Origin of the sequence: Aquabacterium humicola (assembly GCF_030167915.1) — a bacterium.
GTDB classification, from domain to species: Bacteria; Pseudomonadota; Gammaproteobacteria; order Burkholderiales; family Burkholderiaceae_C; genus Pseudaquabacterium; species Pseudaquabacterium humicola.
On record NZ_JARGNB010000013.1, the window covers coordinates 25,697 to 50,142 of the forward strand.

Here is a 24,446-nt window from a genome sequence, read left to right on the forward strand (position 1 = left end):
CCTTGCCAGTCGTTCGACGGCTCCCCATGGAGCCAGATGACACCGGCATAGACGCGCGGGAGTCCCGTGCAGCGCACCAACGTGCACTGCGCGGGTGATCCCGTTCATCGGGTTCAGGGAGATGGGGGATCCGCGCAAGCGGCGCCGCCATCGCCCGGAGCCCCGAGTTCATGCAGCTGCGCGAGCCGCTGTCGTCGTCACCACCAACCCTTCGGGAGCCCGCTGCCTCCCGGCGGGCCGGGGTTCCCCGCAAGTCAATCGGAGAACCCCATGGCCCATGACAACCACGTTTCCCAGCGCGACGCTCCGCCGGCGAGCGTCGACCGAGCAGAAGAGCGCGCCTGGATCGGCTTCTACGAACGCGTCGGCCGGCACCCGGCACTCGCCATCGAGATCATGGCCGTGCTGGACCCGGACCCGGACTCCAAGCGACGCCACCTTGCCCTGTACCTGCTGTGCAAGCAGTCCGTTCGTTGCCACAAGGCCCGGGAGGCACGTGATCGACGCATTGGCGAGCTTGTGCGACTGGTGCTCCGGGCGCTGATCCTGCGGCCGCTCCGGGCGACGAGAACGGCAGCCGCTCGCGCAGCCGACCTGATCGCCGCTTTCGCTCCGGTCCGCAAGACTCACGGTCGGCCTGATGGCCGTTCCGCTTCCAAGCCAGCGGAGCCGGCCACCGGCCCCGCCTGTCCGAGCGTCAGGCAACTGGTGCGCGGCGCGCCCCAGGAAGAAGGCGAAGGCCTGTCCGACCTTCCGGCACGCGGGTCCGATCCCGTGCGCAACGCAATGGCTGACCCGACGCCTGCCGTCACGCTGCGCCGCTGAGCCGCCCCCTGACCTCGATCGCCGAAGGCGGCGCTTCCGACCAGGCATATCCACTCAAGAGCCCCGCGGGCACCCGCCCGCGGGCGGATGCCCGCTCACTTCACGAGGCATCAACATGCTTGACATCGCCATCGATCCCAGGCGCCGGCTGTACGTCATCGCAAGCAGCGACGGCGTCAGGTGCCTGGGGTTCGACAAGGCACGCGACCACGCGCGCCGGATCGCCGATTGCCTGATGCGACCCGACCTCCAGCCGACACCGGAAGAGGAAGGCACGCCCGCGGGCTACCGGAAGTACCTGTCGGCCATCCAGGCCTGGCTGGACTCCCCGCGCGCCGAGGAGACCTATTTCGGCCCCGGCTGCTCCAAGGAGCTGGCTTCGGCACTCGAAGCCTGCCGGCACAGCCGCAGCAAGGTGCACCTCGTCGTCGGCGACACAGGCACCGGCTCCGTCGCCTTCGACGACAACGACGTCGTCGGACGCATCGGCAGGTCCCACGGTGCATTGAAGGTTCCGCTGCTGCTCGAGGACGGGCAGGCGTTCGGTTCGCCGGTCACCTGCGGCCGCGTGCTCGCGATCCTCGACTGGGAGACCGGCCTGGCGCTGTACAGGCACCCCGGCTACCGCCCACCCGAGCTGAAGCTCGCCTTCTGCGAACACGAGTCACGACCCTGGAGCGTGATGCACCGGGACAGCACGATCGCGCGGTTCGCCGACATCGGCAAGGCAGGCGCCTACATCGCCTTCATGCGCGGCGCCAGCGTCGAGCCGCGGTTCTTCCGCTGAACCCCGACGAAGACATCGGCACGCAGGCCCCGGCCACGTCCCCAGCCATCGGGCTGTGGCGTGGCCGTTCGGTTTGCGCGCAACGGTCGCAAGGCCAGCGGCATTCGGAGCAACGCCCAGATCCCTGGCCGCGCAGGAGCTTGGCCGGGCGATCGAGCGGAAGCCCATGCGACCGCCCCGCTTCGTCGCACACTGGCACGGCTCGCCACGCACTCGTTCGCAGTGCGTTCCGGCCATGCGCCGGCGTCGCAGTCGACACCTGCACAACACGCGCCGAGCTGTTCCGCACCGCCGGACGGTCCGCCCACCCTTCAACCCGCACGGGGACACCCCCCGATCGGGCAAGGCGTTCCCGCATCCTGGAGAACGCCATGAAGTATGAACTGCTGTCCGATGCCCAACTGGCCGCCGAAGTGCTCGGCCGGGACACGAGCAGGCTCCCGCGCGCAGCCGCGCGCTGCGCGGAGGCCAGCCCCGAGGAGAACGCCGCATCGCCTCGCACGCTGCTGCGGCATCGCCTCGACGCCGCAAGAGAGCTCCTCAAGCGGGAGCTGCAGGCCCGCCTGGCCGAGGAACCGGTCCTGGGCACGCCAGACAGGCTTCGCGAGTGGCTGCGCCTGCATTGCGGCGGGCTCGAGCGCGAGGTGTTCCTGGGCCTGTTCCTCGACAACCAACTCCGGCTGATCGAGGCGCAGACGCTGTTCCTCGGCACCTTGACCCAGACCTCCGTCTATCCGAGGGAAGTCGTCAAGGCCGCCCTGGTTCACAACGCCGCAGCGCTGGCGGTCGCCCACAACCACCCGAGCGGCGACGGCCGGCCGAGCCGCGCCGACGAGTACCTAACGCAGGTCCTGAAGGCATCGCTCGCCATGGTCGATGTCCGGTTGATCGACCACTTCATCGTGGCCGGCGACCGGGTTGTCTCCATGGCCGAGCAAGGCTTGGTCTGAAGCCCCTGATCGATCGAGCGCCGACCACGGCAGGCACGCGCAATCGGCGTGTCGAGCAAAGAGTCGAGCATGCGTACAAGGCCGGAGCCAGCGCCGAAAAGGTGCTGGGCTGCCAGCCAGTCCCGATCGAGGTGCCACCAGAAGGGTTCGCAGAAGAAGGCGGCGCCAACGCGTTTGCGCGCTGGGCGACGGGAACACGGACCCTTCGGCGCCAGCCAGCCGACACCGACCCAATCGGCTAACCCGACGCACGTTGTCGGCTCTGCGCGCCCTCTCCATCCACCTTCCGGGTCCCATTGCTGCCAGTCTGCAGTGACCGCCATCAGTGCTTGTGTTCCCACCATGAACGGGTCCGTCCCGTGTCCCTCCATTTGGTGATCCAGGTGTCGCTTGCATGCTGGCTCGCGGTGACAAACTGCCGATGCGGAGGGCTCGGATCGTGCGCCTGATGACCTGGAATATCCAATGGGGCCGAGGTGTCGACGGGCGCGTGGATCTCGAGCGCGTGGCGCGCGAGATCGAGCGCCTCGGGATGCCCGACGTGATCTGCCTGCAGGAAGTTGCGGACGGGTTCGCCGACAACGAGCTCGCGGGCCATGACGGCAGCAACCAGTTCGAAGCGCTGGCCGGCTACTTTCCGCGCCATGAGACCGCGATCGGAGTCGCGGTGGACATGCCTCCCTCCACAGGCCGCCGACGGCGATTCGGCAACATGATCCTGAGCCGCTGCCCCATCGTGGCCGTCCGGCCGCACCTGCTGCCCTGGCCAGCCGATGCCGGCGTGCGCAGCATGCAGCGCGTTGCGCTGGAGGTGCTCCTGCACACCGCGCTCGGCGAGGTCCGCCTCACGACCACCCACCTGGAGTACTACTCGGCGATCCAGCGGCATGCGCAGGTCGAACGGCTGCTGATGCTGCATGCCGAGGGTTCGGCCCACGCGAGACGGCCGCGGCCAGTTTCCCCGGCCGGCGGGCCGTACGACGGCCATGCCGGCAGCTGCTCGGCCATCCTCGCCGGCGACTTCAACTGCGTCCCAGGCTCTGCGGAGCGCCTGCGGATCACTTCGGCCGTCGACGACCTCACCCCGCCGTTCCTGGACACCTGGCAGGTGGCTTCTCCGGGCGCGCAGCATCCCGCAACGGCAGGGGTCCACGACCGGGTCCAGTGGAACGACCAGCCCGTGTCGTTCGACACCGTCTTCGTGACCGGCGACATCGCCAGGCGCGTGCAGAACGTCCGCGTCGACTCGTCGACGACCGCGTCGGATCACCAACCCGTGCTCGTCGAACTGGACTTGACCTGCTGACGCGAGACCCGCACCACCGGCCACTCGACTCGGAAGCTGTTCCAGCGCGCGGCGCTGCGCACTGCAGGACACGGCCGGGCAGACCGGTGCGAACCGCCCTCCTCACTTGTGCGATGAGGATCAGTGTCGGCTGAAGGTCACCTTCCAGCGCTGCTGCTGGTCAATGCATTGGCGCAGGCCCTCCGGCACAGGTGTTCATCAATTCTCGGGAGGCCGGACCGTTCGAGCATGCGGCGGCCTCTTGCGGGGCAGCGCGGGGCGGTGGATTCTCGGCCCGTCGGATGACGTTGTGCCACCGGCTTGTCATGGGTGCACGCCAGGATGCCCGACATGACCCGTGTCGCGCAGCTTGCCGCGCGTTGTCGATAAGGGGGGCTCGTGAAGATCAACGAAGATCTCTTGCGCGCGAGCGAAGCGCGCGCCCGGGCGCTCGACGCCACCACACCACTGCTCGACCCGCCGCCGCGACCGACGCCCGACGTCAAGGAGGTGAAGCGGCGCCTGACCTACTACGGCCTGGGCGAGAACACCCCGACACCGACGGAGTTCGAGCGCGCGATCGACGGCAATGACCTGGTCGACGGCTTCTACCTCGAGCGCGCGCTGCGGGCGGCCGATCCGGTATGCCGGATCGTGCTCCGCAGTGCGTCCGGCAGCGAACGCGGCCATGCGACCGGCTTCATGGTCGCGCCCGGGGTGATGCTGACGAACTGGCATGTCTTCCAGGACGGCATGGATCCGCGACATGCCATCGCCGAATTCAACTACAGCCTGGACATTCGCGGCGACCCGGTCGAATCCGTCCACTTTCGCGTCCGGCCGGACATCCTGTTCCTGGACGACAAGGATCTGGACTACGCGTTTGTAGGCATCCAGGCGGACGACGAGACCGGAAGGCGATCGCTTTCACGATTCGGTTTCCACCGGCTCATCCCGGAGACGGGCAAGGCCGAGGAGCACGACTGGCTGACCATCATCCAGCACCCCGAAGGGCAGCGCCGGCAGTTTGCGATCAGGGAGAACAAGCTGGTGCGCAAGGAGGATGGCCAGCAGACCTTGTGGTACCGCAGCGATACGGCGCGCGGATCCTCCGGGGCGCCGGTATTCAACGACTCCCTCCAGGTCGTCGCACTGCACCACATGGGCGTCGCGCCGCGCGACGACGCGGGCCTCTATGTGCTGAAGGATGGCAGCAAGGTCGCGAGCCTGCGCGGCATCGACGACGAGCAGGTGGAGTGGATCGCAAACGAAGGCATCCGCGTGAGCGCGCTGTGCAGGCACGTCCTGCCGCGACTGCGGCCCACGCCGATCGACCAGGGCCTGCGCGAGGCGATCGCCGGGCGTCCGCCCGATCTCATTGCGACCGTGCTGAACCGGAGCCATTCACCCGCGCCAGCACAGCCATCAGCCGGTCCGGTCGAGGCGAACCTTTCAGCGTCTTCCCCGGCGCCCAATTCCCCCAGGAGCATCACCATGTCGAACGCGAACAATGAAGCTGGCGTCCTCGTGGTGCCGATCGAGTTGCGGATCAGTGTCGGCATCGCGGGCGCGGTCGCCGCCCAGCAGCCGGCCGGCGTCGCCGCCCCTCTTGCGCCGGATGAGCCGCTCGAGCAGGTCGAGCGCTACGTCAAGCCGTGGTTCGACGACGACTATGACAACCGGGCCACTGAGGGCTACAACGCCGACTTCCTGGGCGTACCGGTGCCGCTGCCTACCGTGGTGGATCCGTCGACCGCGGCAAGCTACGACGGCAAGCACTTCATCCCCTACGTGCACTTCAGCCTGTGCGTGCACAGGAAGCGCCGGCTGGCGATCCTGGCCGCCTCCAACGTCGACTACCGCGAGGCGATGCGCAAGCCCGATTCGAGCAGGAAGTACGACCGGGACTCGCTGGGCGGCCTTGGCAAGAACGACCTGGAAGCCTGGCTGACCGACCCGCGCCTGGGCGAGCTCCATCAGATTCCGGACGAGTTCTACAGCAACGATCGCGGCGCATTCGACCGAGGCCACATCGTCCGCCGCGATGACGTGTGCTGGGGCTCGAGCTACGACGAGGTTCGCCGCGCCAACGGCGACACCTACCACCTGACCAACTGCTCCCCGCAGGTTGCGCACTACAACCAGTCGCAGAAGAACGGCGTCTGGGGGCTGCTCGAGGAAGTGGTGAAGGACAACGCGAAGGCCGAACAGCTCTCGGTCTTCGCCGGCTGCGTGCTGCGCGACGAGGACAAGTACTTCACCGCCAAGTACAAGAACCAGGACCTCAAGTTCAAGGTACCGGCCAGCTTCTGGAAGGTCGTCGTGGCGCGAGGCACCGACGGCAAGCTGCAGGCCTACGGCTTCGTGCTGGAACAGGATCTCTCGAGCGTCTCGCTGACCTACGAGTTCAGCATGCATCCGTCCTGGCGCGAGTACATGTACACGCTCAAGGAGATCGAGGCGATGACCGGCGACAGCATCGCCTTCGACCCGGTCCTCCACCTCGCGGACCAGGCCGACACGGCGGGTGGCCATGAAGTGCTGCGTCGCGCGGGCATCCTGCGCGCGCGGCCGCAGCCTGCAACAGCGGTTGTCGTCCCGATCGCGCCCGCCGCCTAGACACGCAACGCGCGGATAGGCGCTTGTCAGCAAGCGCCACACCGGTGAACCAGCTGCTCCGGCTCAGTGTCGACCGGAGTGGCCACGAGCAGCCCTGGGTCTAAGATCCACCACCGTGGCTTCAGTGGCAGCGTCTCTCGCTCAGTTCGGCCAGAGCGCCTGCACCCAAGGCTTCGACGATTCACGTGCGGACGTCGGAAGCAGCGCCAGGTATGCCTCGGCGCGTTCTCGCTGGGTCCCGCATCCCGGGAGAGATGCGCCTCGAACGCGTGCCTCAAGCAGGTACAGCGGAGCCAAGGGAGCGGCGTCGATGCGTAGCTTGCTCATCGTCTCGATGACGCGAAGTTCGTGCGGCGGCGGCGCGCAGGTGGCTGATGCAGCGGTTCCCCGCGCGTCGGCCGGTCCGGGCGCCACCGCCAACGGTTCGAGAGCTCGTCCAACAACCAGGCTCATCGCCGCATCCATGCCCGCTTGCGTCGCCGCCGCCACAGCGGGCCCGTGGCGCAGCCTGCGCGTGATCCCCTTGCAGGCTCGCCCCGCAGACGACTCGGCATAGTCGCCGAACGGTTGCGCGGCGATGCGACGCGACCATGCCAGTGCGCCCCCTTCAGGTGGCGACAGCGCATCCGCCTGCTGCGCCAGGAAACCCGCGAAGCAGTCTGGATTCCTGGCGACACTCGCCACTGCCGCCGCGTGCATCAGTTCCTTCATGGTCGACATCCACGCCGTGGTGACGACAACCCGGCGCGCACCGCCCCGATGGCGCATGCGCGCATCAACCGACGGGGAGCGCTCCTGGACGAAATCGACCGAGCTGACCAGTTCGCGGGCCAGAGACTGCGGCGGCAGATCCAGCAGGACCACACGCCGATAGGCCTCGCCGGTCGCCTTCCACGGATCGCTCGCGGCCTGCGGCGCCGTGGCGGCCTGGGTCAGCGCCACAAGCCCGACCAGGGCGACGCAAACGCCACACGCACGCGAAATGCCGACACGCATTCTCATGGCTGGTCACCGCACTTCTGCCACTCGGGAGGCAATGAACTCGGCCACCCCGACAAGCGCACCGACTGCTCGTGAGGGCCGCACTGGATCATGACGTGCACTGGCGCGGTGCATTCAGGGAATGACTTGCCCGATTCGCTCCTGAACTGCGCGGCAGGCAGCACGCGGATCTCGCCGGACTTCAGCGGAACACCCGGACGCGGGACGCTCCACGCCCAGCCGCCGGGCACGGACCCTTGCGAGTTGAGCGCGACGCGGGTGAGCTCGGCATCCAGCGTGCTCTCGTTGAACACCATCAACTGCAGGCCGCCGTCGAAGAAGTACCAGCGGGCCGACACGTCAAAGCACGCCGGCACCGGCCGGGTCGCACATCCCGACAGCGCACCGACGACTGCACAGGCGGCCCAGGTTCTCCACGACATCACTTGCGCGCTCCCTCGGGTCCCTGAACGTTGCGGCGCGGGGACAGTTGCACCACCGAGTCGTTGAGGGCCTTGACCGCGGCCTCGACCTTGCCCAGGCCGGCAACGACGCTCGCGAGGTCGCTGCCCGTGCCGGTCGAGCTGCTCGTGACCGAAGTACTGCGCAGTTGCCGGACCGCGGATTCGATCTCCTCCAGCTTCTGGCGGACGTCCTTCAGCGGCTCCTGGCCCGCACGCGGCATGGCGGCAATGACCGCCGATGTCGAGAACGGCTTGATGTCGCGGAGAGCGACGTTGATGTCCCGAAGCTGAGCCGCCACGAGCTCGAAGCCGTCACGAAGGGTCGGCTGGTTCAGGGCACCGCCGATCGTCTTCAGCTGGTCCGCAGCTTCGCCCAGTCGCCGCTCAACGTCTCCCAGCGCCGCGGTCACCTCCCCGGCATTGAGGCGCACGCCGTTGACACGCAGATCCTCAGACGGGCGCAGCTCGACCGTCATCGGACGCGCGAGCAGCGCCCGGTCGGCTGCCGACAGCGAAATCTCCGACGGCGCCAGCGTGACCGTCCCCGCGACGCCGAGCGTGCCGCCGACGGCGAGCGCGGCCAGGGCCAGCGCAGCAGGGTCCAGTGCCGCCAGCAACCCCTGCTTCGGACCGGGCAGGGATTCCTCGCCTTGTGGCGGCTTCGGAGGCGGTGGTGGCGGCGCAGGCGGCAGGATCGGCTCGAGCAGGTCGCCCTTCAGCACCTCCATGGCTGTGATCGCTCCCAGGTGACGGTAGCTCTCGAACTGGACTTCGTCGTAGAACTGGTCCGAGGTGCTCTGGTGCGGGAAACGGCCGCCTCGCTTGCCCTCGGTGCTCGCGGCATAGGCTCGAAGCTCCTGCGGATCTGCCTTTCCGTTGGCATCCGTCTCCGTGCGCGGCACCGGCTTGACGACATGAAGCAGTCCGACGGGCGCGTCAGGGTCCTGATCGGAGTAGTGGATCTGCCCCGTCACCGCTCGGGCGAAGCGGGCCTTGCCGGACTGCCCGGGCAGTTCGTCGGGCAGCGTGATGCGGATGCCGAGGTCGATGCGGATGCGGCGCACCGTCTCCAGCAGGTCGCCGTAGCCATAGTCGCCGTCGGCGGTCGCGTCGATGACGACGATGCAGTGGCAACGCCGCCGGACCATCTCGTAGAGGCCGATGTTGTCGAAGTGGCCGCCATCCGAGACGTAGATGGACTTCGAGTCGTCGGTCGTACGCCCGAGGGCTTCGTCGAGCAGGGTCGAAAGGCCGGTCGGTGGCTCGGGTGCCCGCAGGCGCTTCAGGTCATTCTCGCTCGGATCCGTGCCGGTCAAGATTCTCGGATTGGGCAGCCACCAGCCGAGCCGCACATTGAACAGCGTCATCAAGGCTGTGACCAGCGGCGAACTGTGGTAGCCCATGTTCGGCGAGGCAGCGGCGCCGGAGATCGTCATGGCCCTGCCGAGCGACATGCCCTTGTCGGCGGCATAGCGGGCACTGTCGATGTAGCCGGTGCAGTCACTGCCGCAGCGCAGCGGCGTGGCCGTGAACGACGCCGCCTTCCGCTGCTGCCACGCGAGCCGGTTGCTGCTCGGCAGCACGAGGTTCAGGGCGATGTTGATGACGTGGAATGGTGCGCCACTGCCTCGCATCTCGTGCAGGGGCCGGTTGTCGTCCGGGTCGAAGCCGGTGAAAGGGTGGGGAACGCGCTTGTCGCGCGCGGCGCCGAGAAACGCACGCGTGAGCCGGTTCCCATAGAGGCCGTGCAGAGAGAACGCATTGGCACCGATGAATCGCGATACACCGTACGAGAGCAGCATCAGGGCGATCACGGTGAGGATCAGGAGTGCTCCGGGCGCCTCGAGCAGCACCAGGCGGTATATCGGCTCGAAGTCCGCGAGCACGTCCGCGGCCATCGGAGGATTTCCAAGGGCGCCAGAGCCGAGGTAGCGGACCTGCCCCTGGAGCGCGCCTTCCCCGAACGTCTCGTCAAGCCAGACCAGCAGCGCCGAAATGCCAAGACTCAGTGCAAGCAGCAAGCACAGCAGCGCCAAGGCCGACAGGACGTCGAGCATTCGCGCGCCAGTCGCCTGCACCACCCCGCTCGCCTTCTTCAAAAGCGTCGCGCCGTTCTTGCTCCAGTAACCGACGGCGCTGGCGATTGCGCCAAGCAGCGCGCCACCGGCGCCCAACTGGAGCCCTGCCGGAGCCGCCGTTCCCAGCCAGTCGACTACCAGGGGCGGCACGAAGATCACGAAACCGAACAACAGCATCCAGAGCGCAGCCGCCCGAAGCCAGTACCCGCCCGAGCGAGACCACCACTCGCGCTCGTCTTCGTTGCTGGCGCGCCGACCGACCGCCGCGTGGGCTGCCATGCCGACCCAGAGGGCGACGAGCAGCAAGGGCACGCCGACGGTCGCGTACTGCAGGCGCGCATCGGGCTCCATGTCCGCGAGCGCACGCCCTCCCATCCATATCAGCCACGTCGGGGTTGCGGCGACGCCAGCTGCCACGATCATCGTCAAGAGCCGCAGCAGCACGAAGTTGATCTCTCGCGGCTCCTGCTTCACGACGACACGCCAGATGGAGCCAGTGGCGGCCGCTACGACATGCGCGCCTATGGCGGCAGCGGCAAAGTACCAGTAGGGGAAGTGATGGTCCTGCGAAGCCGCCGCAGCAGACAAGCTGAGCAGGATCGCCGATACAAGCATGGGCCAGAAGCAGAAGGGACTGAACTGCTCCAATGGAGGATTCGGAGGCTTGCGCGGCGGCGGCAGGTCGCGGGCGATGTAGGCCAGGCCGGTCATCAAGCCGGCGAGCGCCAACCAGGCGAGCAGCTGACTCAACGCGGCGTCCGGACTGCTTCGCGCTTCCTCGATGCAGGCGTCAAGAAGAAGCAGGTAGACGCGGGGCAACATGAGCAGCACGCAAATCAGCGGCAGCCAGACCAGCAGGTTCAGCAGCAGGTTGCGCAGGAAGATCGACACGAGGGTGACCGCATCGCCGGACATGCCGGTCATCGGGCTCAGGTAGTTGCTGTAGGCCCGCAGGCGGCTGACCTCATCAGTGGCGCCGGGCCCCGCCGGCCTGTCGAATGCGAGACTGTCGATCGCAGATCGCGGCGCACCCCTGCCCTGCTTGCGGTGTTCGTCGACCAGCGCAGACAGGAAGCTGCCGATGTATCCACCGCCGGAGACCGTGGAGAGGTACCGGAACTTGCCAAGCTTGCCGGTCCGTGCGAGTGACTGCAGTACGCCGAGGCAGAACGTTGCGCTGCGAATGCCGCCACCGGACAGGCATAGCGCAGCCGGTCGACTGTCCGCGGGCAAGCTGTTCAGATGCTCGCGCACCTGACTCCACGTGACCTCGGCGACCACCGGATCGGAGGGCCGACTTGGGCCTGCGTTCGGCATGGATGGCGCAAAGCCGAGAAGCACCGCCTCCTCGGCCAGCATCCCATCCGTCGCGCGGAGCAGCGGAATGTCGGCCCTCGGGACCGATGGCTTGCCGACGGCTCGGCTCGCCGCTTCTTCGATTCCCTTCTGGACGATCCCTGCCCAATCGCTGCCCATGCCGCCTCCCGGGCGCAATCCGAAGCATGCCTGTCGCCCTGACAAGCCACCCCCAACCTCCGACCTGAGTTCACGCCCAGTGGAAGCGGGAAGTATCGAGGAGCGTCGCCGGGCGATCAGAGCGTCGCCGCGGGCACACATCATGGAACCCTGGAGAGGCTACAAACCAACTCCTCGTATTGCATCAACAGCATTGGTGATGCAGTGCTCATGCTGCCGCTATTGCTGACCGCGATGGAGCTTGGTCCGGTTCCCGGATGAGACTCGCCCTTGAGTATCAACGGTGGGGCAGAGCGTGGTGCGCGCGCCGGAACCGGATCTTCGCTGCCTGGTTACGTCGCTCCTCGATCGCCCGCCGCCGCACCAGCCAGTGCAGCGTCCCGCCGAGACAGGCGCCCCACATCAGGTGGTCGGCGAACTGCGGCCAGGACGACAGCGTTGCGATGGCGGGGAACAGCAGCGACGCGATGATCCGAAGGTCCAGCACCGCGACGGTCGCGGCGGCGGCGGTCGACCACAATCAGATCTGCCGACGTGGCAACCAGCGGACGAAGACCAGCGTCCAGAAAGTCGACGCGGCAGCATGCACGAGCGTGGCGGCCGCCAACGACTCGATCGGCCTCGGCATGGCGCCTGCGGCGCGCGTCGCCTCGATCGGAGCGCGCCGGCGAGCAGCACAGCGCCAGCAAGGTCGATGGCGCGTCGGAGAGCTGGTCGCTGTCAGCCAGGCCCGGAAGAACGATGTCGGCGCCGAAGGCGCGCACGTAGCGCCGGTAGTCCTGGACGATCTGGGCCGAGTAGCACATCGATGAGTTGATCCTTCTGCTGGGTCGGTCGCGTCACACGCACTTGGCCCGGTCGATCGCAGCCGTGGCAATCGGGTCCTGCGTCCGATCGGGATCGACCAGGCTCGCCAGTTCGAGGGTGTCCTGGCGCAACAGTTCCGCCTGGGCACCTTGGCCTTCGAGGCTGCGCGCGAATCGACGCATCGATTCAACGTGGCGGCGTAGGGCCGCCACTTCCGCTTGCTTAAACGCGCACAATTCTTCGTCCGTCATGAAGGGCGATTCTGCACTTCGCTCGAAGGACTACATTGCTGGTACGCCGTGCACGAAACGGAGCCTGGCAATGGCCTACAACAAAGACCAGTGGATCGACTCCTTCGAGGGGCAGATGAGCATCCTGCGCCCTCACCTGTCCGAGCGGCTTCTTTCGACGCTCGGCATGGCGGCCTGGCACAGGCATGGGACCAAGGACGTGGATCCCATCAAGGCCGCGAAGGAAGAGTCGGCGCAGCTCGACCAGCAGCAAGGGGCCAAGCGCCCGAGATGACCGCCGATGCACGCCACGCGACACCGGCTCGGCTAAACGGGCAGCAGGCGCTCTGACGTCGTCGGCGAGGCTGCGGGCAGCTGGGCGTCGGGTGGCCTTCCTTGGCTCGGCCCGATGACCGTGCAGCGCCAGATCTGGACCGACTCGGTCACCCGGATCCCCGTCTCTCGGTTTCCGCTGGAGGACAGCTCGATGCCGATGAGCACGAGCGTGTCGCCAATGGTGCGAAGCAGCCGAACATCGGACAACATGAGCGCGTCGACCACCAGATGGTTGACGCCCCTGGCCACCTGCAGCCGAGCGGTCAACAGTTCGCGTTTGAACGAGCTGCGCGGCCCATCCCCCTCGCCCACGACGAGCATGCCGCGCACAGGCGGCTTCAACTCGCGCCGGCGCAGCCGCCGGCCGCGTTCGCGGAGGAGGACGACATCGCACAACACTGGATAAGCATACAGCATTCGCGATGGGGCGAAGCCGGATCAGAGCAGGTCAAGTTGCCGCTTCACCGGGACTTCGAGTCTTGCCGTGCGACGGCGCTTGAGCAGCGCGGCGCCTCGTGCCTCTGCCTTGACCTCATAGCGGCCCGGCGCGGTCTCCACGAAGACCAGCTCGTCGCCTCCTGCGACTTGCAACGCTCGCCTGACCTCGGCAGGGAGGGTGACCCGACCCCTTGTCTGGATCCTGGCAGTCAGCTTCATCGCCGTGGCTCAGCGTTGGTCCGCAGTGCAGCAACCCGTATGCCGGCGGGCCTGCGGAGGGCGACCATGCGGACAGGGACCTCGGGAACGATCCTTGCCAGCCGAGATGCAGGCCAGCGAGGAGACACCTCATGCCCGACAACAAGGAACGTTCAGGCTGTCAGGATCGGAAGCGCATCGACGTCGATCAGGACTACGAGCTGCAGGACTGGTCGAAGAAGCTCGGCGTCACGAAGGAACAGCTCAAGGAAGCCGTTCGGGCGGTCGGCGACAACGCCGAGAAGGTGAGGGACCACCTGAGGTCGTCCGGTGGCGGGGGCAGCGGCGACAAGCCCTCGCGCGGCTGAAGCAAAGCCCGCGGCGGGCGCGGGCCGGCTCGAGCGATACACGTCATGCGCAACTTCGGCATCACGCCGGAACACAAGGGCCTGCGCGCGAAGCCGCGCAAGGCCCTTTCGTTCGTCCTCCAGAAGCACTGGGCCAAGGCGGATCAGTGGCAAGCCTACTTCAAGGCCAGCCAACAGCTCATGACACCGCTGAAAGTCATGGACCGCAACGGTCGGACCTAGGCATCAAGAGGAGCGCATGTTCGTCTTCTTCTCCAACCGCCTGGGCTGCCTCGGATCGATCCTCGTCTCGCTGCTGGGCTCGGCCATCATCCTGTTGCTGATCTGTTGGCTTTGAGCGCCGCGAAGGCGGCGGCCGGCGAGCAGCCGCGCGCCCGTGTGACAGCGAGGACGCGATGAGAAACCGGAGCAGCTGAGCCGCTCAGCCGCTGCGTCGCGGCGTGTGACCCAAGCCCCGCGGCCTGTCCTTGCATTTCCCGCGGGCCGGCGTCATACTGAACCATATGGTTCAGTATTCGGGCACCCGACTCGATGCCTCCTTCTCCGCCCTCTCGGACGCGACGCGGCGTGGCGTCCTGGAACAGCTCGTGCGTGCCGACGCCTCCATCACGTACCTGGCCGAGAAGTTCAGCATGACCCTCACGGGCATGAGAAAGCACGTCGACGTCCTTGAGCAGGCCGGGCTCGTGATCACGGAGAAGGTCGGGCGCGTGCGGACCTGCACGCTCGGCCGTCGCCGACTGGATGAGGAGGCGAAGTGGATCGAGAGCTATCGCCGCCTCTGGGACGAACGCTTCGACGAGTTGGACAGGGTCATCGAGGAATTGAAACGCAAGGAGAGAACCGATGGACGCAGCAAGAAGTAGCGAGCCAGCCTCCATGAGGAATCGAATGTCGGTACAGCGAAAGTCCGAGCGCGAGCTCGTCGTCACGCGAACCATCGATGCCCCGCCCCGACTAGTGTTCCGGGCATGGACCGAGGCCGAGCTGTTCCGGCGTTGGTGGGTGCCGAAGTCATTCGGGTTGGCGCTGCTTTCCTGCGAGCTCGATGTTCGCGCGGGCGGCACATACCGCCTCGTCTTCCGCAACCCTGCCGGACCCGAGCCCATGGCATTCCATGGCCGGTACCTGGAAGTGACACCGCCCTCGCGCCTCGTCTGGACCAATGAGGAAGCGAGCGGGAACGGGCAGGTCACGACGGTCACGTTCGAGGAAAGGGCCGGGCAGACCCTGCTTGTCGTGCACGAGCTCTATCCCTCCAAGCAAGCGCTCGACGACGACATCGCCGCCGGGAGCACGAACTGGAACGACGAGACGTTCGACCAGCTCGACGAGCTCCTCGCCGCCCCGCACGCGAGCCCGGCCCGGTCATAGTGACGTCTTCAGCACGCCCGGAGGAGCGAACGATCCCGGTGCTCAGGCCGCTTCAGGCACGAGGCTGACAGTCGAGCACGCATCGCAAGTACTTCGAAGGCATGTGGCACGCAGCACCGGTCAGTTGAGCGAAGGCAAAGATGACGCGTGAAGCGCTCGTCCAGGGCGACCGGCGCGGCAGCGCAACCTGAGAAACCTGCAGCTTGCGTGGTTGATTCAGGTCGCAGGCGCAATGGCGCAAGTCTCTTCAAGGTCGCTGAACCAGCCACCGTCATCAAGACTGATGATGCACAGTACGCCATTGGCGCGGTACCCGCTCTCGGCTTGCGGCCGGCGGCCAGAGCCCGCAGCGAACCTGCAGACCGGCGCTGATGCGGGTGGCCCGAAGGCGTTCGTCCACTGAATCGGACCACAGCTTCGCGCGCTCCTTCGTGTAGCACCGCCGGCGCAGCCGGCTCTGCTGCCGCAGCGTGCAACGCTTCGATGGAGCCGCTGTCACCGCAGCCCGATGCCAGCACGCCGAGTCTCTGCGGCAGGTGTTCGCAAGTCGGTCGCTGGCGGATGCGCGTACCGTCCCGTTGTCGCCAGGTAAGCCCGGGCACACCAGTGGCTGGTCCGGGATGGAGCGCGTCGGCCGAGGCATGCCCTGACAAGACGGCTACCCGCAATCAAGCGGATGAACTCGCCCGGCCGAGGGCGGAACGCGCTGCTGGAGCCTTTACATTTTCACTCCAGTTGACAGAATGCAGCGCAGCAGTGCTGCGAGCGCAAGCGCATGCTCACCGGGGGTTCCAGTTATGCGGCTGCCGACGGTCCACGCGTTCTGGAGCTACTCGCGGACCACCGAGCTGCAGGGCACCGATGCGTTGCATGCCGCCATGGAGGCATCGCTCGAAGAGGCCATCGCGCCGATGCCGTTGCGGATCTTCCGGGATTCGGCGGCTAACGGCCTGGCGAGCGGCGAGGACTGGCGGCGTGGAATTGTCCAGGCGGTGGCGCGCTCGACGCTGCTCTTCTGGGTCCAGTCGCCGCGCTGGCTGCATCGGCCGGTCTGCCGCCTCGAGTTCGAGGCATTCCGTGATCGTGTCCGTCGTGCAGCCGCTGTGCTCAAGCCGCACGATCCGCAGGCGGCGTTCGAAGACCTCTGGTCGGCCCTCGTGGTTCCGATACGCTGGCTCGACGTCGACGAGGACCAATGGCGCGACGTGCCGGACCCCGCGCGAAGAGCCTTGGCCCGCGACTGGCAGCGCATGAACGTCGTGCCGTCGCTGATGTTGCCCGAGTTCCGGCGTCGCCATCAATCCGCCGGCAGTGTGTATGCACTCGCCTGTGTAGATGCGGCGGCTGCCATCCGGGCACGGGTCGCTGCTGTCTTCGAGGCCCATCAGACGTCCTGGCGCGGCTGGTGCGATGTGCTCGCGACCGACGCCCGCGCTTTCGAGGACGCATGGCTCGACGAGTTCTCCCGGCGCGCTTCCGAGGGCGGCGAGTCGTCGGGGCAAGACGCTCCGGCGTTCGGGGACCTCTCACTTGCCACGCGGCAAGCCGAACTGGCCCGACGCTATGCAGGCGGCAAGACGCGTCTGGAGCGCCCGGAACTGGGACTGACGCTGGTGCTCCTGCCGCGCGACGACGATCGCATGTCGGCCTTCTGGTGTGCCAGCGCGCCGGTGGCGAACCGACACGCGCGAACATGGGCGCGGCGATTCGGGACGCTCTTTAGCGCCGAACCGGGTGCTGCGGGCGCGCTGACATGGTCGCGCGAAGCGATCGAGGCGCTACGGCCGGCCCTGCGCGACGAAGGCCTCGACATCCCGAGCGTCGGCGAGGCCGCTGGCCTCGTCAAGACGTTGGCCGTCGATCGAGGGGCGGTCCATCGGCTCGGTCTGCAGAGCGTCCCACGCGGCTTCTGGACGGTCGCGGCGGACGGCGCGCTGGTCACCCAGTCCGGCGCCGCGGACCGTGGCGAGTTGCTGCTGGTGGCGGCGGCGGCGCAGGAGGCTCCTCGTGGCTGAAACCCAAGCAAAGGAAGCGGTTCAAGCCTACGCCAACGACACGCTGACGACGGATCTCGAGCCGCTGTCCGAGTTCGTGCCTCGTTTCGTCGAACCTGCCTTCTGGGCTGCCCTGGTCGACTCTGCTTCCGACATGTTTCCAGCGCCACCGGCACGGCTGCCGGCGCTCAGCCTGGTGGTCGCGGAGGATCCCTTGCTCGGCCTCGCGGCGGCGGCTGTGTACAGCTTGCCTGAGATACACATTCCCATCGTCGGAGGCAGGCAGCGGCGGCTTCGCCGCATCGACCGGCTGTCGGACGCCGTAAGCATGCACCACGAACTCCGCAGCTTCGTGCGCGAGTGCCGCGGCCTGCCACGGCGCGAGACGGCATCGCTGATGCTGGCATGGGACGCACGTGATCCACTCGGCAGGCGCGACGCGATCGCCGCCGAACTCGCCAGTGTTCCGTCGCTCAATGGCGGGGTGGTGTGCCTGTGCGACCGGCGCAAGAACGCGACGCCCATGGCGGGCGATCCGGACGTGCTGCTCGACGTCTCGGACGCGATCGGATTGGTCGCGGGTGCGCTGTGGCGACTTGCGCTGCCCGATCTCGACCTCGCCGACCAGGACGAGGCCGAGCGCTGGCTGGACAGGCTGCTCCAGGAGCCCGACCTGACCCTCGAGCGGGTGATCTCCGGGCTCAGCACGCCCTCGCACGGCGATTTCCTGCGCCATGCGCAACGGCTGAGGACGAACGCATTGCCCGAGGTCGCCGATGGCTTCAAGCGCTACGTGATGAGTCCGACAGAGGATCGGCCGCGGCATGCAGCCAGCCTTTTCCTTGTCTCCCACTTCTCGCACCTGTCCCCCCGCCAATTCATCGAGCTCGGCGACGCACTGGTCATGCACACGCCGAAGGGCCGCCCAGCGCGAGCCGAGGCCGCTGCGCCGGGCCTGCTTACCGACCAGGTCCTGGCCGACTGCAACATCATGTTCGCGCCAAGCACGCGCGGCGAAATGTCCGCCATGCTGGCATCGGCCGGCGGAGGGCACGACGATGCCAAAGGTGGCGGAGGCCCCGGCCGCGCCGAGCAACTGCGCTGGCTCTTCGAGCGGCGTGCGCCGCTGCTTCGCGAGCGCTACCTCCGCTTCCTGGCCAACAGCCTCACGCTGGGGCACGCGTCGTGGCCGATCGCGCGGGACTTCATCCGTCACGAAGCGAAGGCGCTGCGTTCGGCTGCAGGGAACGAGGACGCACATACCCTCGAGGAGCGCCTGCGCCGCGCGGTGTACGGCGACGCCCCGGCGGCAGCGGGCGACACGCCGGGCGAAGCTGCGGGATGGCAGGAGGCTGCACGCCGCGTCGAAGTGTTCGACCGGGCGCTCGATCGCGTTCCGGCGCTGCTCGATGAACTGGCGGGCTCGTCATCGGACGATCGCCTGCTCGAGTCGGTGCGGACCCTATGCTCGCCGGATCCGACCCGCTCGGGCTTCGTTCCCGAGGACGTGCAGCGGCTCGGGAGCGCGTGGCTGTTCTGGCTGCTCTACGTGCACTACGTCGGCCGGGTCAGGTTGCGCGACTTCCCTGGCCTGTTCCAGAGCGACCCCGGCGCGCAGAAGGGGCGCAGTGCCTGCGTACGAGCGCTCTTTGACATCCTCCATCCGCTCGAGCAGGGCCGCGATCGCAGGCACCTGGACAACTTCGATCGCCCCGACCTGCTCGTCTGGCTGCTCAACGACATCGCTCAGGAAGCTCCGCGAATCGCCAACGATACGGCCGAAATCGCGCGCGATACCCTGCTGACCGAGACGTGGATGCACTACCTGCGCCGGACGGTCCGCGGGACCCGCTGGGTCGATGTCGCCGACTGGGAGTCGCTCATGCGGCCGCTGGCGCAACTGCAGGGCAATTCGGCGCCGACCGACCTGGCGATGGCGCGCCTGCTGCTGGCGGGCGACCGGCCTTTCAGTGCCGACTGGATCCGCCAGGCCCGCCTGCGCGGACACGACGGCGCTGCCGGGAAATCGAGCGCGGCGAGCGATGCGAACGAAAACGGTCGCGCGCTGTTCGACCTCGGGCAACTGATCATCGATGCCGTCGTGGGCAGCGCCGCCTTCGGGGACCTCGACATCCTGGCGATCGACATCTGGCTGTTTGCCGCGATGCGCCAGCGGGGCAGCGACATATCCGCCTACTCGTTCGGCTACGCGCCCTTCTGGTGGCGCTATGTCGGGCATCCGACCAGCCTGGACGAGGAGGTCGGCGCCGCGTTCGAGGAAGCGGTCGATCCGGTGTTCGACATGTTTCCCGTGGTGGCGATGATGGCTGCGACGCACGCGCCCCCGCCTGCGCCGGGCGGGCATGCATTCGTGTTCTCGCCCGCGCTTCGCGACTGGCTGGTCGAGATCCCGCGTCATGCCGCCAAGTCACCGGCGCAGGTACTGCTCGACCGCGTCCGGGCCTGCTTCGACTTCCAGAAGGTCTGGCGGCAAGCGCACGAGCAATTGCGGTTGAGGGGCGTGGACTGGTCCGCTGCCAAGGCCGCCATGGAGGATCGCACGGCAGCACTTCACGGGTTCGCGCGGATGCTTGAGCCACTTGCAGGTGCCAGCCGCCCGCGCGCATTGGCGACGGCACCACCGGCCGGCGCAGACCCGGCGGCCGGTTCCGCCAGTGCTGCACCCGCGACGCCAATGGCCCCTGCGGCCCCGTCGTCCGCCGCACCGGCGGTGGCGGCGGCCGGCGCAGCCGCCGGGCCGGCAGTCGCGGCGCCCAAGGGTTGAGACCGACAGCACACAGGATCGCATCCATGAACATCGACGCACTGCTCGTTACGGTTCCCAAGGGACCCAAGCCGCTCGCGCTGCCGTCAGACCAGTTCGAGTTCACGATCGATCGAGCGGCACGCAAGGTGCTCGGGTTCATGGCCTTGTTCGGCGCCGGCGAAACCTTGCGCGTGCAGGCGAACCGCCCGTTCGAGATCGATGTCGACGTGACGCTGCCCGACATGACGATGCAAGTCGTCCGCAATGTCCCATGCAGGGCGCGCATCCAGGGCCAGGTCGACAACACGCAGGAAGCGGCGAGGCGCTTCGTCGAAACCGCGCTGGCCGCGGACTTCAAGTTCGAGCCGCTGGTTTCCCGGCTGCTCGAGACTGCACTGGGCGACTACGCCAAGACCATTCAGGGCGGGTTCGTGCACCACCTGCGCGAGACCGATGGCCACGAGCGGATGCAGCGCGCGCTCGTGATGGCATTCCGCGATGCCGGCTTCCCGGCCCAGCGCATCACGGTCGCGCCGGTCATGACGGACGTAAGACCGACGCTCAACTTCGACGACGCCAACGAACCGCTGCACGTGCGTTCGGTGGGCACGCTGGAAAGCCACCGCGTGGGCTACAAGGTGAGGCTTGCCTGGGGCACGACAGACGAACAGGCAGCGGGCCGGCTCACCTACGGTGGCAGCATCAGCGGCCGTAGCGAAGGCCCACGCCTATCGCATCCCGTGGTCGCCGGTCAAACGCAGCCGCTCGAGCACTGGCTGCGCATCTTGCTGGCCGAAGCGCTTTCGCGCGAGGAGTGGCCCGCAGTGGTGGCCGGCGACGCCCAGATGATCGAGCGCGTCTCGCGGACGGTGTCAAAGGCGCTCGGGGCCGGGACGGGACGAGTCGTCGACACGCTGATCGTCTTGCCAGTCATCGAACGCGACGGGTACGCGGAGTCAACGACGAAGTTCAACGCCCGCTATGCGATCACGGGCGTGCGTGGAGAAGGCATCGAGGTCGAGCATGCGATCCGCTTCACGCTCGTCGACCGCGACCGCTGGCAGGCGCAGGGCGCACCGGATCCGGCGGCGTTCATCAAGGCGCAGGTGGTCGAGGCGGCGAAGTCGTTCCTGATCGACAAGCGCTTCGAAGATGTCGTCGCCCTCTTCCTGCAGGGCAACAACGGCGAGAAGACGTTCCGCGATGGAATCGGTTCGCGCGTCGGCGCCTCGATCAAGGCGATCGGGCATCGACTCGACGCGGTGGCGACCATCCTGGCGATCCCGGAGATGGACTTCATCCACGGCCGCGCGTTGAAGCTCCCAGAGCGCACCTACGGCCTGGCCGATCCGCACGTTGAACCGGCGCTGCACATCGAAGCACGCGTGCAGGTGCGCCAGCACGAGGACGACGGCGCAATGTTCGCGCGGGCACTGGCGATGTTCAAGGACTTCGAGGCGCGCGTCGCAGCCGACATCGAGGAGACGGTGCGCGCCATGCTGCGAAACGTGAGCGCGTTGAGCTACTACTCGTCACCCTACGTCAACGGTGTGCGGACGGTGCAGGACCCGGCAACGGGCGAGTGGCGTTCTCTCGCCGTCGACGACAGCCAGTTCCACGCCGACATGCATGCGGCCATCAACGCCTCGCTGGCCCGCAAGTTCGGCCTTGAGGCGACCGAGTTCCGCCTCGTTCCTGGCGAGGATCGGTTGATCCAGCGGATGGGCGAGCTCAATCGGTCTTCGACGACGTATCAGTTGGAGCTGGGATTCGGGCGTGGTGACGCGGAGACCACGATCACGCTGCGGGCGCTCGCCACGCTCTTCATCGGATCGATCGCGCCAGAGCATTGGAGCAGCTTTCACCACAACGCCAACCGGCTCACGCTGCAGGAGCACAAGGAGAAGATCCGCGCTGCGCTCGAGGACACGCTGCGCCTCATGGAGGGGCTCATCGTCAATGCCGCTCCGGGCGAACTCCAGCGGCTGAACGTGAAGGAGCAGATCGTCCACCTCTTCACATCCCGCATGAGCGAGGAGCTCGGCCTGGTGATCCGGCTGTTTCCGCTGCAGCTGACCATCGAGCGGCCGAACGCCGGCCAGATCGCTGCAATGGAAGTCGCCGCATTGAAACTCGAGCTCGAGCGTCTCTTCGAGCGCCGCGCGGCGTTGGTGGAGGAAAACACCGGCTACGGTGGCGAGACACGCGCCGCGCTCACGGCGCGCATCGGCGACGTCAAGCGTGAACTGGAGGCTGCCGGGAAGAGCCAGGATGCGACGTTGGAGCGCACACAGACCGTGCGCATCGAGCAGGATCCGCGTACCGGCCGGCTCGTCGACGCCAGCGCGGAGAAGGCGCCGGCATCTCTGCCGCCACATTGAGGTGCGACCGGCGGCACTCAGTTGCGCCAGCGCGGCGGGTAGGCGCAGCCCTCGGTCGAGTCCTGGCCACGCTGCTGGATCCGCTGGAAGAGCCTGTCGATCGGAGCCTTCAATTCCTCGCCCAGGGCGGCCTGCTGCGCCAGCACGGAGGCGCAAAGCCCGGCCAGGTTCGGTGTCGTCGCGAGTGCAACGTAGTAGGCGGCCAGGCTGTGGTCGGCTTTCCCCAGCTTGGCCAACGACGAGCCCAGCAACTGCCAGTCGGCGCCACGTCCGGTGTCCGTCGCGCCGTTACGCGGCAGGCTCAACGCGTAGACGGCCACGAGGTTCGCCTCGGCGGCGTTTCCCTTGCGGGCGAGGAAATAGCCCATGTTGCCCGCAATCTCGCGGTCGTAGGGGTCGAGCGCCACCGCAGCGGCCTCCAGCGCGAATGCGCGCGCCGGGTCGGAACCCTGCGCCAACGCCTCGGTGTTCAGCTGGCGGGCGGCGACGCGGAACCGGGTCCATCCGTTGTAGTGCTGATCCCACGCGATCTGGCGTAGCGCGGCTTGCGCGCTCGCCAAGGTCTGTGCATCGTCGCCCGCCCAGGCGGCCTTCAGCACCGCGAGGAGTTCGTCCTGCTGGCGTTTTGCCACGTCGCTGATGGCACGTTCCACGATGCGCCATCGGGCCTGCAATGCGTCGGCCTGGCCGGCATCGGACATCGATCGCGCGAGCGAAGCGTCGTCCGTGGAGGGCATTTCTCCCGTGGTTCGCGGTGGTGCAGGTTCAGGCGGCGCCGGGGCAAGTGGCGGTGGTGCGGGAATGGCAGGTTTCGGAGCCGGCACTCGCGCCGGCGCCCGCGTCGCCACCGCCGGTGGCGCCGCCTCAGAAGCCTCAGGCACCTTCTCGCCTTGACGCGCCAGGATCACGCCGACCACGCCGATTCCTGCGAGCGCGTAGGCCCAGCGGCGGTCCTTCTTTGCCGGCGCGGCCGCGAGCGGCGGCAGTTCGGCAGGCGCGGAAGGCGGCGGAGGCGGCACGGGCGTCACCGTGTCGAGCGACTCCAGCCGACACTCAGGGCAACCCATTCCCGCGAAGTGGATGTGGAGCACATTGGCAGGCCGCCGCTCGCACTTGACGAAGACGCCTCCTTGCTGCTGCAGACGGTCGAAGTGGTCACGCCACTCTGCGGCACTTGGCCGCAATGAGGGCAGGCGAGACCCGAGTGCCCGGTCGAACATCGCACGCGTAGAGGCATCCCACAGGTCGCAGGTCGACGACGGCGCGGGCCTGATCGCCGGATCCGGCTCCTTGCCGTGGGGGTAGTAGCCGCGTTCGATCGACAGGTCGATGTTCCACTCGTCGACATCCCTGGTGGGAATGCCCTGGAACGGATGCAGGCCGTTGTCGAGCAGCCGGAACATCAACACAGCGAGTGCGAAGCAGTCCTGCCGGTCGTCGACCACGCTGCTTGCCGGCAGTGCGCCCTTCAGCAACTCGGGGGCAACGTACTCGGCGGAGTACGCGGAGGCAGGGAAGCGGCGTCCGTCGCGGCCGGCAATCGAGAAGCTGTCGTTGTCGACGAGGCAGACGATCCCGGTGTCCTTGAACAGGTAGATGTTCTGCGGCTTGATGTCGACGAAGTAGTGACGTTGCCGGTGAAGCTCGGCGATCGCCGCTGCCAGGTTGCGGCAGACCAGCAACCGTCTGGGCAGGCTGCGGTCGTCCGGCGACAGCAGCCGGTTGCCGTCCAGCAGCGACATGTAGCCGTGCAGCGTCACGGCGCGCTCGAGCGGAATCTCGGGCATCAGGAACCCGCAACAGCTGCCGCCGTCGTCCTCGACGACCGTCGCCGGCCAGGCGAACAGCGGCAGCGTCTGGCCATTCGCCTGGCCTGTTGCTCGCTCGGGTGGCGTCGCGATCATCGCTTCGAGCTTGGCTCTATCCGCGTGCGCGGCGCTGGCGCGATTGTGGTAGATCTTCGCCACCTGGCCCGGCAGGCCGCGCACGCGGTACACATTGGCTTCGCCGCCGCGTCCGATCATCGGGTCGTCGAGGACGATCGGCGTGCGGCGTCCGGCGAGCGCTGCGTGGTAGGTGGTCAAGTGC

Annotated in this window: 21 protein-coding genes; 13 read left to right on the forward strand and 8 right to left on the reverse strand. The window is 67.6% G+C overall.

All coding sequences use genetic code 11. The features are described 5' to 3' along the window. The first annotated feature begins 270 nt into the window (after nucleotides 1-270). The 5 genes from P1K89_RS31530 to P1K89_RS31550 all read left to right on the forward strand — a co-directional run bounded on the left by P1K89_RS31530 (nucleotide 271) and on the right by P1K89_RS31550 (nucleotide 6,466). Nucleotides 271-825 (forward strand): hypothetical protein, encoded by a 555-nt coding sequence (locus P1K89_RS31530; RefSeq protein ID WP_284620528.1) that lies wholly within the window; start codon nucleotides 271-273, stop codon nucleotides 823-825. 115 nt (nucleotides 826-940) lie between these two features. Continuing rightward, nucleotides 941-1,612 (forward strand): hypothetical protein, encoded by a 672-nt coding sequence (locus P1K89_RS31535; protein WP_284620529.1) that lies wholly within the window; start codon nucleotides 941-943, stop codon nucleotides 1,610-1,612. Nucleotides 1,613-1,983: 371 nt separating this feature from the next. After that, nucleotides 1,984-2,562 (forward strand): JAB domain-containing protein, encoded by a 579-nt coding sequence (locus P1K89_RS31540; RefSeq protein ID WP_284620530.1) that lies wholly within the window; start codon nucleotides 1,984-1,986, stop codon nucleotides 2,560-2,562. A gap of 394 nt (nucleotides 2,563-2,956) precedes the next feature. Further along, nucleotides 2,957-3,868 carry an endonuclease/exonuclease/phosphatase family protein gene (locus P1K89_RS31545; protein WP_284620531.1) on the forward strand — a complete coding sequence of 304 codons (912 nt, stop codon included), beginning with the start codon at nucleotides 2,957-2,959 and terminating at the stop codon, nucleotides 3,866-3,868. A 378-nt stretch (nucleotides 3,869-4,246) separates the two neighbouring features. Further along, complete coding sequence (locus P1K89_RS31550) at nucleotides 4,247-6,466, forward strand: DNA/RNA non-specific endonuclease (RefSeq protein ID WP_284620532.1); 2,220 nt, start codon at nucleotides 4,247-4,249, stop codon at nucleotides 6,464-6,466. Nucleotides 6,467-6,607: 141 nt separating this feature from the next. Here the strand turns inward: P1K89_RS31550 and P1K89_RS31555 are convergent, their stop codons facing one another. From P1K89_RS31555 to P1K89_RS31575, 5 genes are all read right to left on the reverse strand, one after another. Next, the gene (locus tag P1K89_RS31555; RefSeq protein ID WP_284620533.1) at nucleotides 6,608-7,468 is read right to left on the reverse strand and encodes a hypothetical protein; all 861 of its coding nucleotides are present in this window, start codon (nucleotides 7,466-7,468) and stop codon (nucleotides 6,608-6,610) included. Then, complete coding sequence (locus P1K89_RS31560) at nucleotides 7,465-7,806, reverse strand: hypothetical protein (protein ID WP_284620534.1); 342 nt, start codon at nucleotides 7,804-7,806, stop codon at nucleotides 7,465-7,467. The genes P1K89_RS31555 and P1K89_RS31560 overlap by 4 nt, the downstream gene beginning before the upstream one ends. 83 nt (nucleotides 7,807-7,889) lie before the next feature. Next, complete coding sequence (locus P1K89_RS31565) at nucleotides 7,890-11,465, reverse strand: patatin-like phospholipase domain-containing protein (RefSeq protein ID WP_284620535.1); 3,576 nt, start codon at nucleotides 11,463-11,465, stop codon at nucleotides 7,890-7,892. A gap of 277 nt (nucleotides 11,466-11,742) precedes the next feature. Further along, nucleotides 11,743-11,985: a hypothetical protein gene (locus P1K89_RS31570; RefSeq protein ID WP_284620536.1), complete on the reverse strand. Its 243-nt coding sequence runs from the start codon at nucleotides 11,983-11,985 to the stop codon at nucleotides 11,743-11,745. 319 nt (nucleotides 11,986-12,304) lie between these two features. Next, nucleotides 12,305-12,523 (reverse strand): hypothetical protein, encoded by a 219-nt coding sequence (locus P1K89_RS31575; protein ID WP_284620537.1) that lies wholly within the window; start codon nucleotides 12,521-12,523, stop codon nucleotides 12,305-12,307. Between the two features lie 70 nt (nucleotides 12,524-12,593). Here P1K89_RS31575 and P1K89_RS31580 point away from each other — a divergent pair, with 70 nt between their 5' ends. Further along, nucleotides 12,594-12,797, forward strand: a complete 204-nt coding sequence (locus P1K89_RS31580) for a hypothetical protein (protein WP_284620538.1) — start codon at nucleotides 12,594-12,596, stop codon at nucleotides 12,795-12,797. 32 nt (nucleotides 12,798-12,829) lie between these two features. Here P1K89_RS31580 and P1K89_RS31585 read toward each other — a convergent pair whose 3' ends face one another. Continuing rightward, the gene (locus P1K89_RS31585; protein WP_284620539.1) at nucleotides 12,830-13,255 is read right to left on the reverse strand and encodes a hypothetical protein; all 426 of its coding nucleotides are present in this window, start codon (nucleotides 13,253-13,255) and stop codon (nucleotides 12,830-12,832) included. Nucleotides 13,256-13,276: 21 nt separating this feature from the next. Then, entirely contained in the window at nucleotides 13,277-13,495 is a 219-nt protein-coding gene (locus P1K89_RS31590) for an AbrB/MazE/SpoVT family DNA-binding domain-containing protein (protein ID WP_284620540.1), read from the reverse strand. Between the two features lie 131 nt (nucleotides 13,496-13,626). On the opposite strand from P1K89_RS31590, the gene P1K89_RS31595 reads away from it, so the two are divergent. The 7 genes from P1K89_RS31595 to P1K89_RS31625 all read left to right on the forward strand — a co-directional run bounded on the left by P1K89_RS31595 (nucleotide 13,627) and on the right by P1K89_RS31625 (nucleotide 22,358). Further along, nucleotides 13,627-13,842, forward strand: a complete 216-nt coding sequence (locus P1K89_RS31595; protein ID WP_284620541.1) for a DUF3606 domain-containing protein — start codon at nucleotides 13,627-13,629, stop codon at nucleotides 13,840-13,842. Between the two features lie 45 nt (nucleotides 13,843-13,887). After that, the gene (locus P1K89_RS31600) at nucleotides 13,888-14,064 is read left to right on the forward strand and encodes a hypothetical protein (RefSeq protein WP_284620542.1); all 177 of its coding nucleotides are present in this window, start codon (nucleotides 13,888-13,890) and stop codon (nucleotides 14,062-14,064) included. A gap of 281 nt (nucleotides 14,065-14,345) precedes the next feature. Beyond that, the gene (locus P1K89_RS31605; RefSeq protein WP_284620543.1) at nucleotides 14,346-14,708 is read left to right on the forward strand and encodes an ArsR/SmtB family transcription factor; all 363 of its coding nucleotides are present in this window, start codon (nucleotides 14,346-14,348) and stop codon (nucleotides 14,706-14,708) included. Nucleotides 14,709-14,733: 25 nt separating this feature from the next. After that, nucleotides 14,734-15,216, forward strand: coding sequence for an SRPBCC family protein (locus P1K89_RS31610; protein ID WP_284620544.1), 483 nt, complete (start codon nucleotides 14,734-14,736; stop codon nucleotides 15,214-15,216). Nucleotides 15,217-16,013: 797 nt separating this feature from the next. Further along, nucleotides 16,014-17,231 (forward strand): hypothetical protein, encoded by a 1,218-nt coding sequence (locus tag P1K89_RS31615; RefSeq protein ID WP_284620545.1) that lies wholly within the window; start codon nucleotides 16,014-16,016, stop codon nucleotides 17,229-17,231. Continuing rightward, nucleotides 17,224-19,995 carry a hypothetical protein gene (locus P1K89_RS31620; RefSeq protein ID WP_284620546.1) on the forward strand — a complete coding sequence of 924 codons (2,772 nt, stop codon included), beginning with the start codon at nucleotides 17,224-17,226 and terminating at the stop codon, nucleotides 19,993-19,995. Before P1K89_RS31615 ends, P1K89_RS31620 begins: the two co-directional genes overlap by 8 nt. Before the next feature lie 26 nt (nucleotides 19,996-20,021). Continuing rightward, the gene (locus P1K89_RS31625; protein WP_284620547.1) at nucleotides 20,022-22,358 is read left to right on the forward strand and encodes a hypothetical protein; all 2,337 of its coding nucleotides are present in this window, start codon (nucleotides 20,022-20,024) and stop codon (nucleotides 22,356-22,358) included. A gap of 17 nt (nucleotides 22,359-22,375) precedes the next feature. Here the strand turns inward: P1K89_RS31625 and P1K89_RS31630 are convergent, their stop codons facing one another. Continuing rightward, nucleotides 22,376-24,442: a protein kinase domain-containing protein gene (locus P1K89_RS31630; protein ID WP_284620548.1), complete on the reverse strand. Its 2,067-nt coding sequence runs from the start codon at nucleotides 24,440-24,442 to the stop codon at nucleotides 22,376-22,378. Nucleotides 24,443-24,446: the final 4 nt, after the last annotated feature.

Coding starts and splice junctions, on each gene's coding strand:
- P1K89_RS31530 (WP_284620528.1), top strand. CDS start 271: ATGGCCCATGACAACCACGTTTCCCAGCGCGACGCTCCGCCGGCGAGC.
- P1K89_RS31535 (WP_284620529.1), top strand. CDS start 941: ATGCTTGACATCGCCATCGATCCCAGGCGCCGGCTGTACGTCATCGCA.
- P1K89_RS31540 (WP_284620530.1), top strand. CDS start 1,984: ATGAAGTATGAACTGCTGTCCGATGCCCAACTGGCCGCCGAAGTGCTC.
- P1K89_RS31545 (WP_284620531.1), top strand. CDS start 2,957: ATGCTGGCTCGCGGTGACAAACTGCCGATGCGGAGGGCTCGGATCGTG.
- P1K89_RS31555 (WP_284620533.1), bottom strand. CDS start 7,468: ATGAGAATGCGTGTCGGCATTTCGCGTGCGTGTGGCGTTTGCGTCGCC.
- P1K89_RS31565 (WP_284620535.1), bottom strand. CDS start 11,465: ATGGGCAGCGATTGGGCAGGGATCGTCCAGAAGGGAATCGAAGAAGCG.
- P1K89_RS31575 (WP_284620537.1), bottom strand. CDS start 12,523: ATGACGGACGAAGAATTGTGCGCGTTTAAGCAAGCGGAAGTGGCGGCC.
- P1K89_RS31580 (WP_284620538.1), top strand. CDS start 12,594: ATGGCCTACAACAAAGACCAGTGGATCGACTCCTTCGAGGGGCAGATG.
- P1K89_RS31585 (WP_284620539.1), bottom strand. CDS start 13,255: ATGCTGTATGCTTATCCAGTGTTGTGCGATGTCGTCCTCCTCCGCGAA.
- P1K89_RS31590 (WP_284620540.1), bottom strand. CDS start 13,495: ATGAAGCTGACTGCCAGGATCCAGACAAGGGGTCGGGTCACCCTCCCT.
- P1K89_RS31595 (WP_284620541.1), top strand. CDS start 13,627: ATGCCCGACAACAAGGAACGTTCAGGCTGTCAGGATCGGAAGCGCATC.
- P1K89_RS31600 (WP_284620542.1), top strand. CDS start 13,888: ATGCGCAACTTCGGCATCACGCCGGAACACAAGGGCCTGCGCGCGAAG.
- P1K89_RS31605 (WP_284620543.1), top strand. CDS start 14,346: ATGGTTCAGTATTCGGGCACCCGACTCGATGCCTCCTTCTCCGCCCTC.
- P1K89_RS31610 (WP_284620544.1), top strand. CDS start 14,734: ATGTCGGTACAGCGAAAGTCCGAGCGCGAGCTCGTCGTCACGCGAACC.
- P1K89_RS31615 (WP_284620545.1), top strand. CDS start 16,014: ATGCGGCTGCCGACGGTCCACGCGTTCTGGAGCTACTCGCGGACCACC.
- P1K89_RS31625 (WP_284620547.1), top strand. CDS start 20,022: ATGAACATCGACGCACTGCTCGTTACGGTTCCCAAGGGACCCAAGCCG.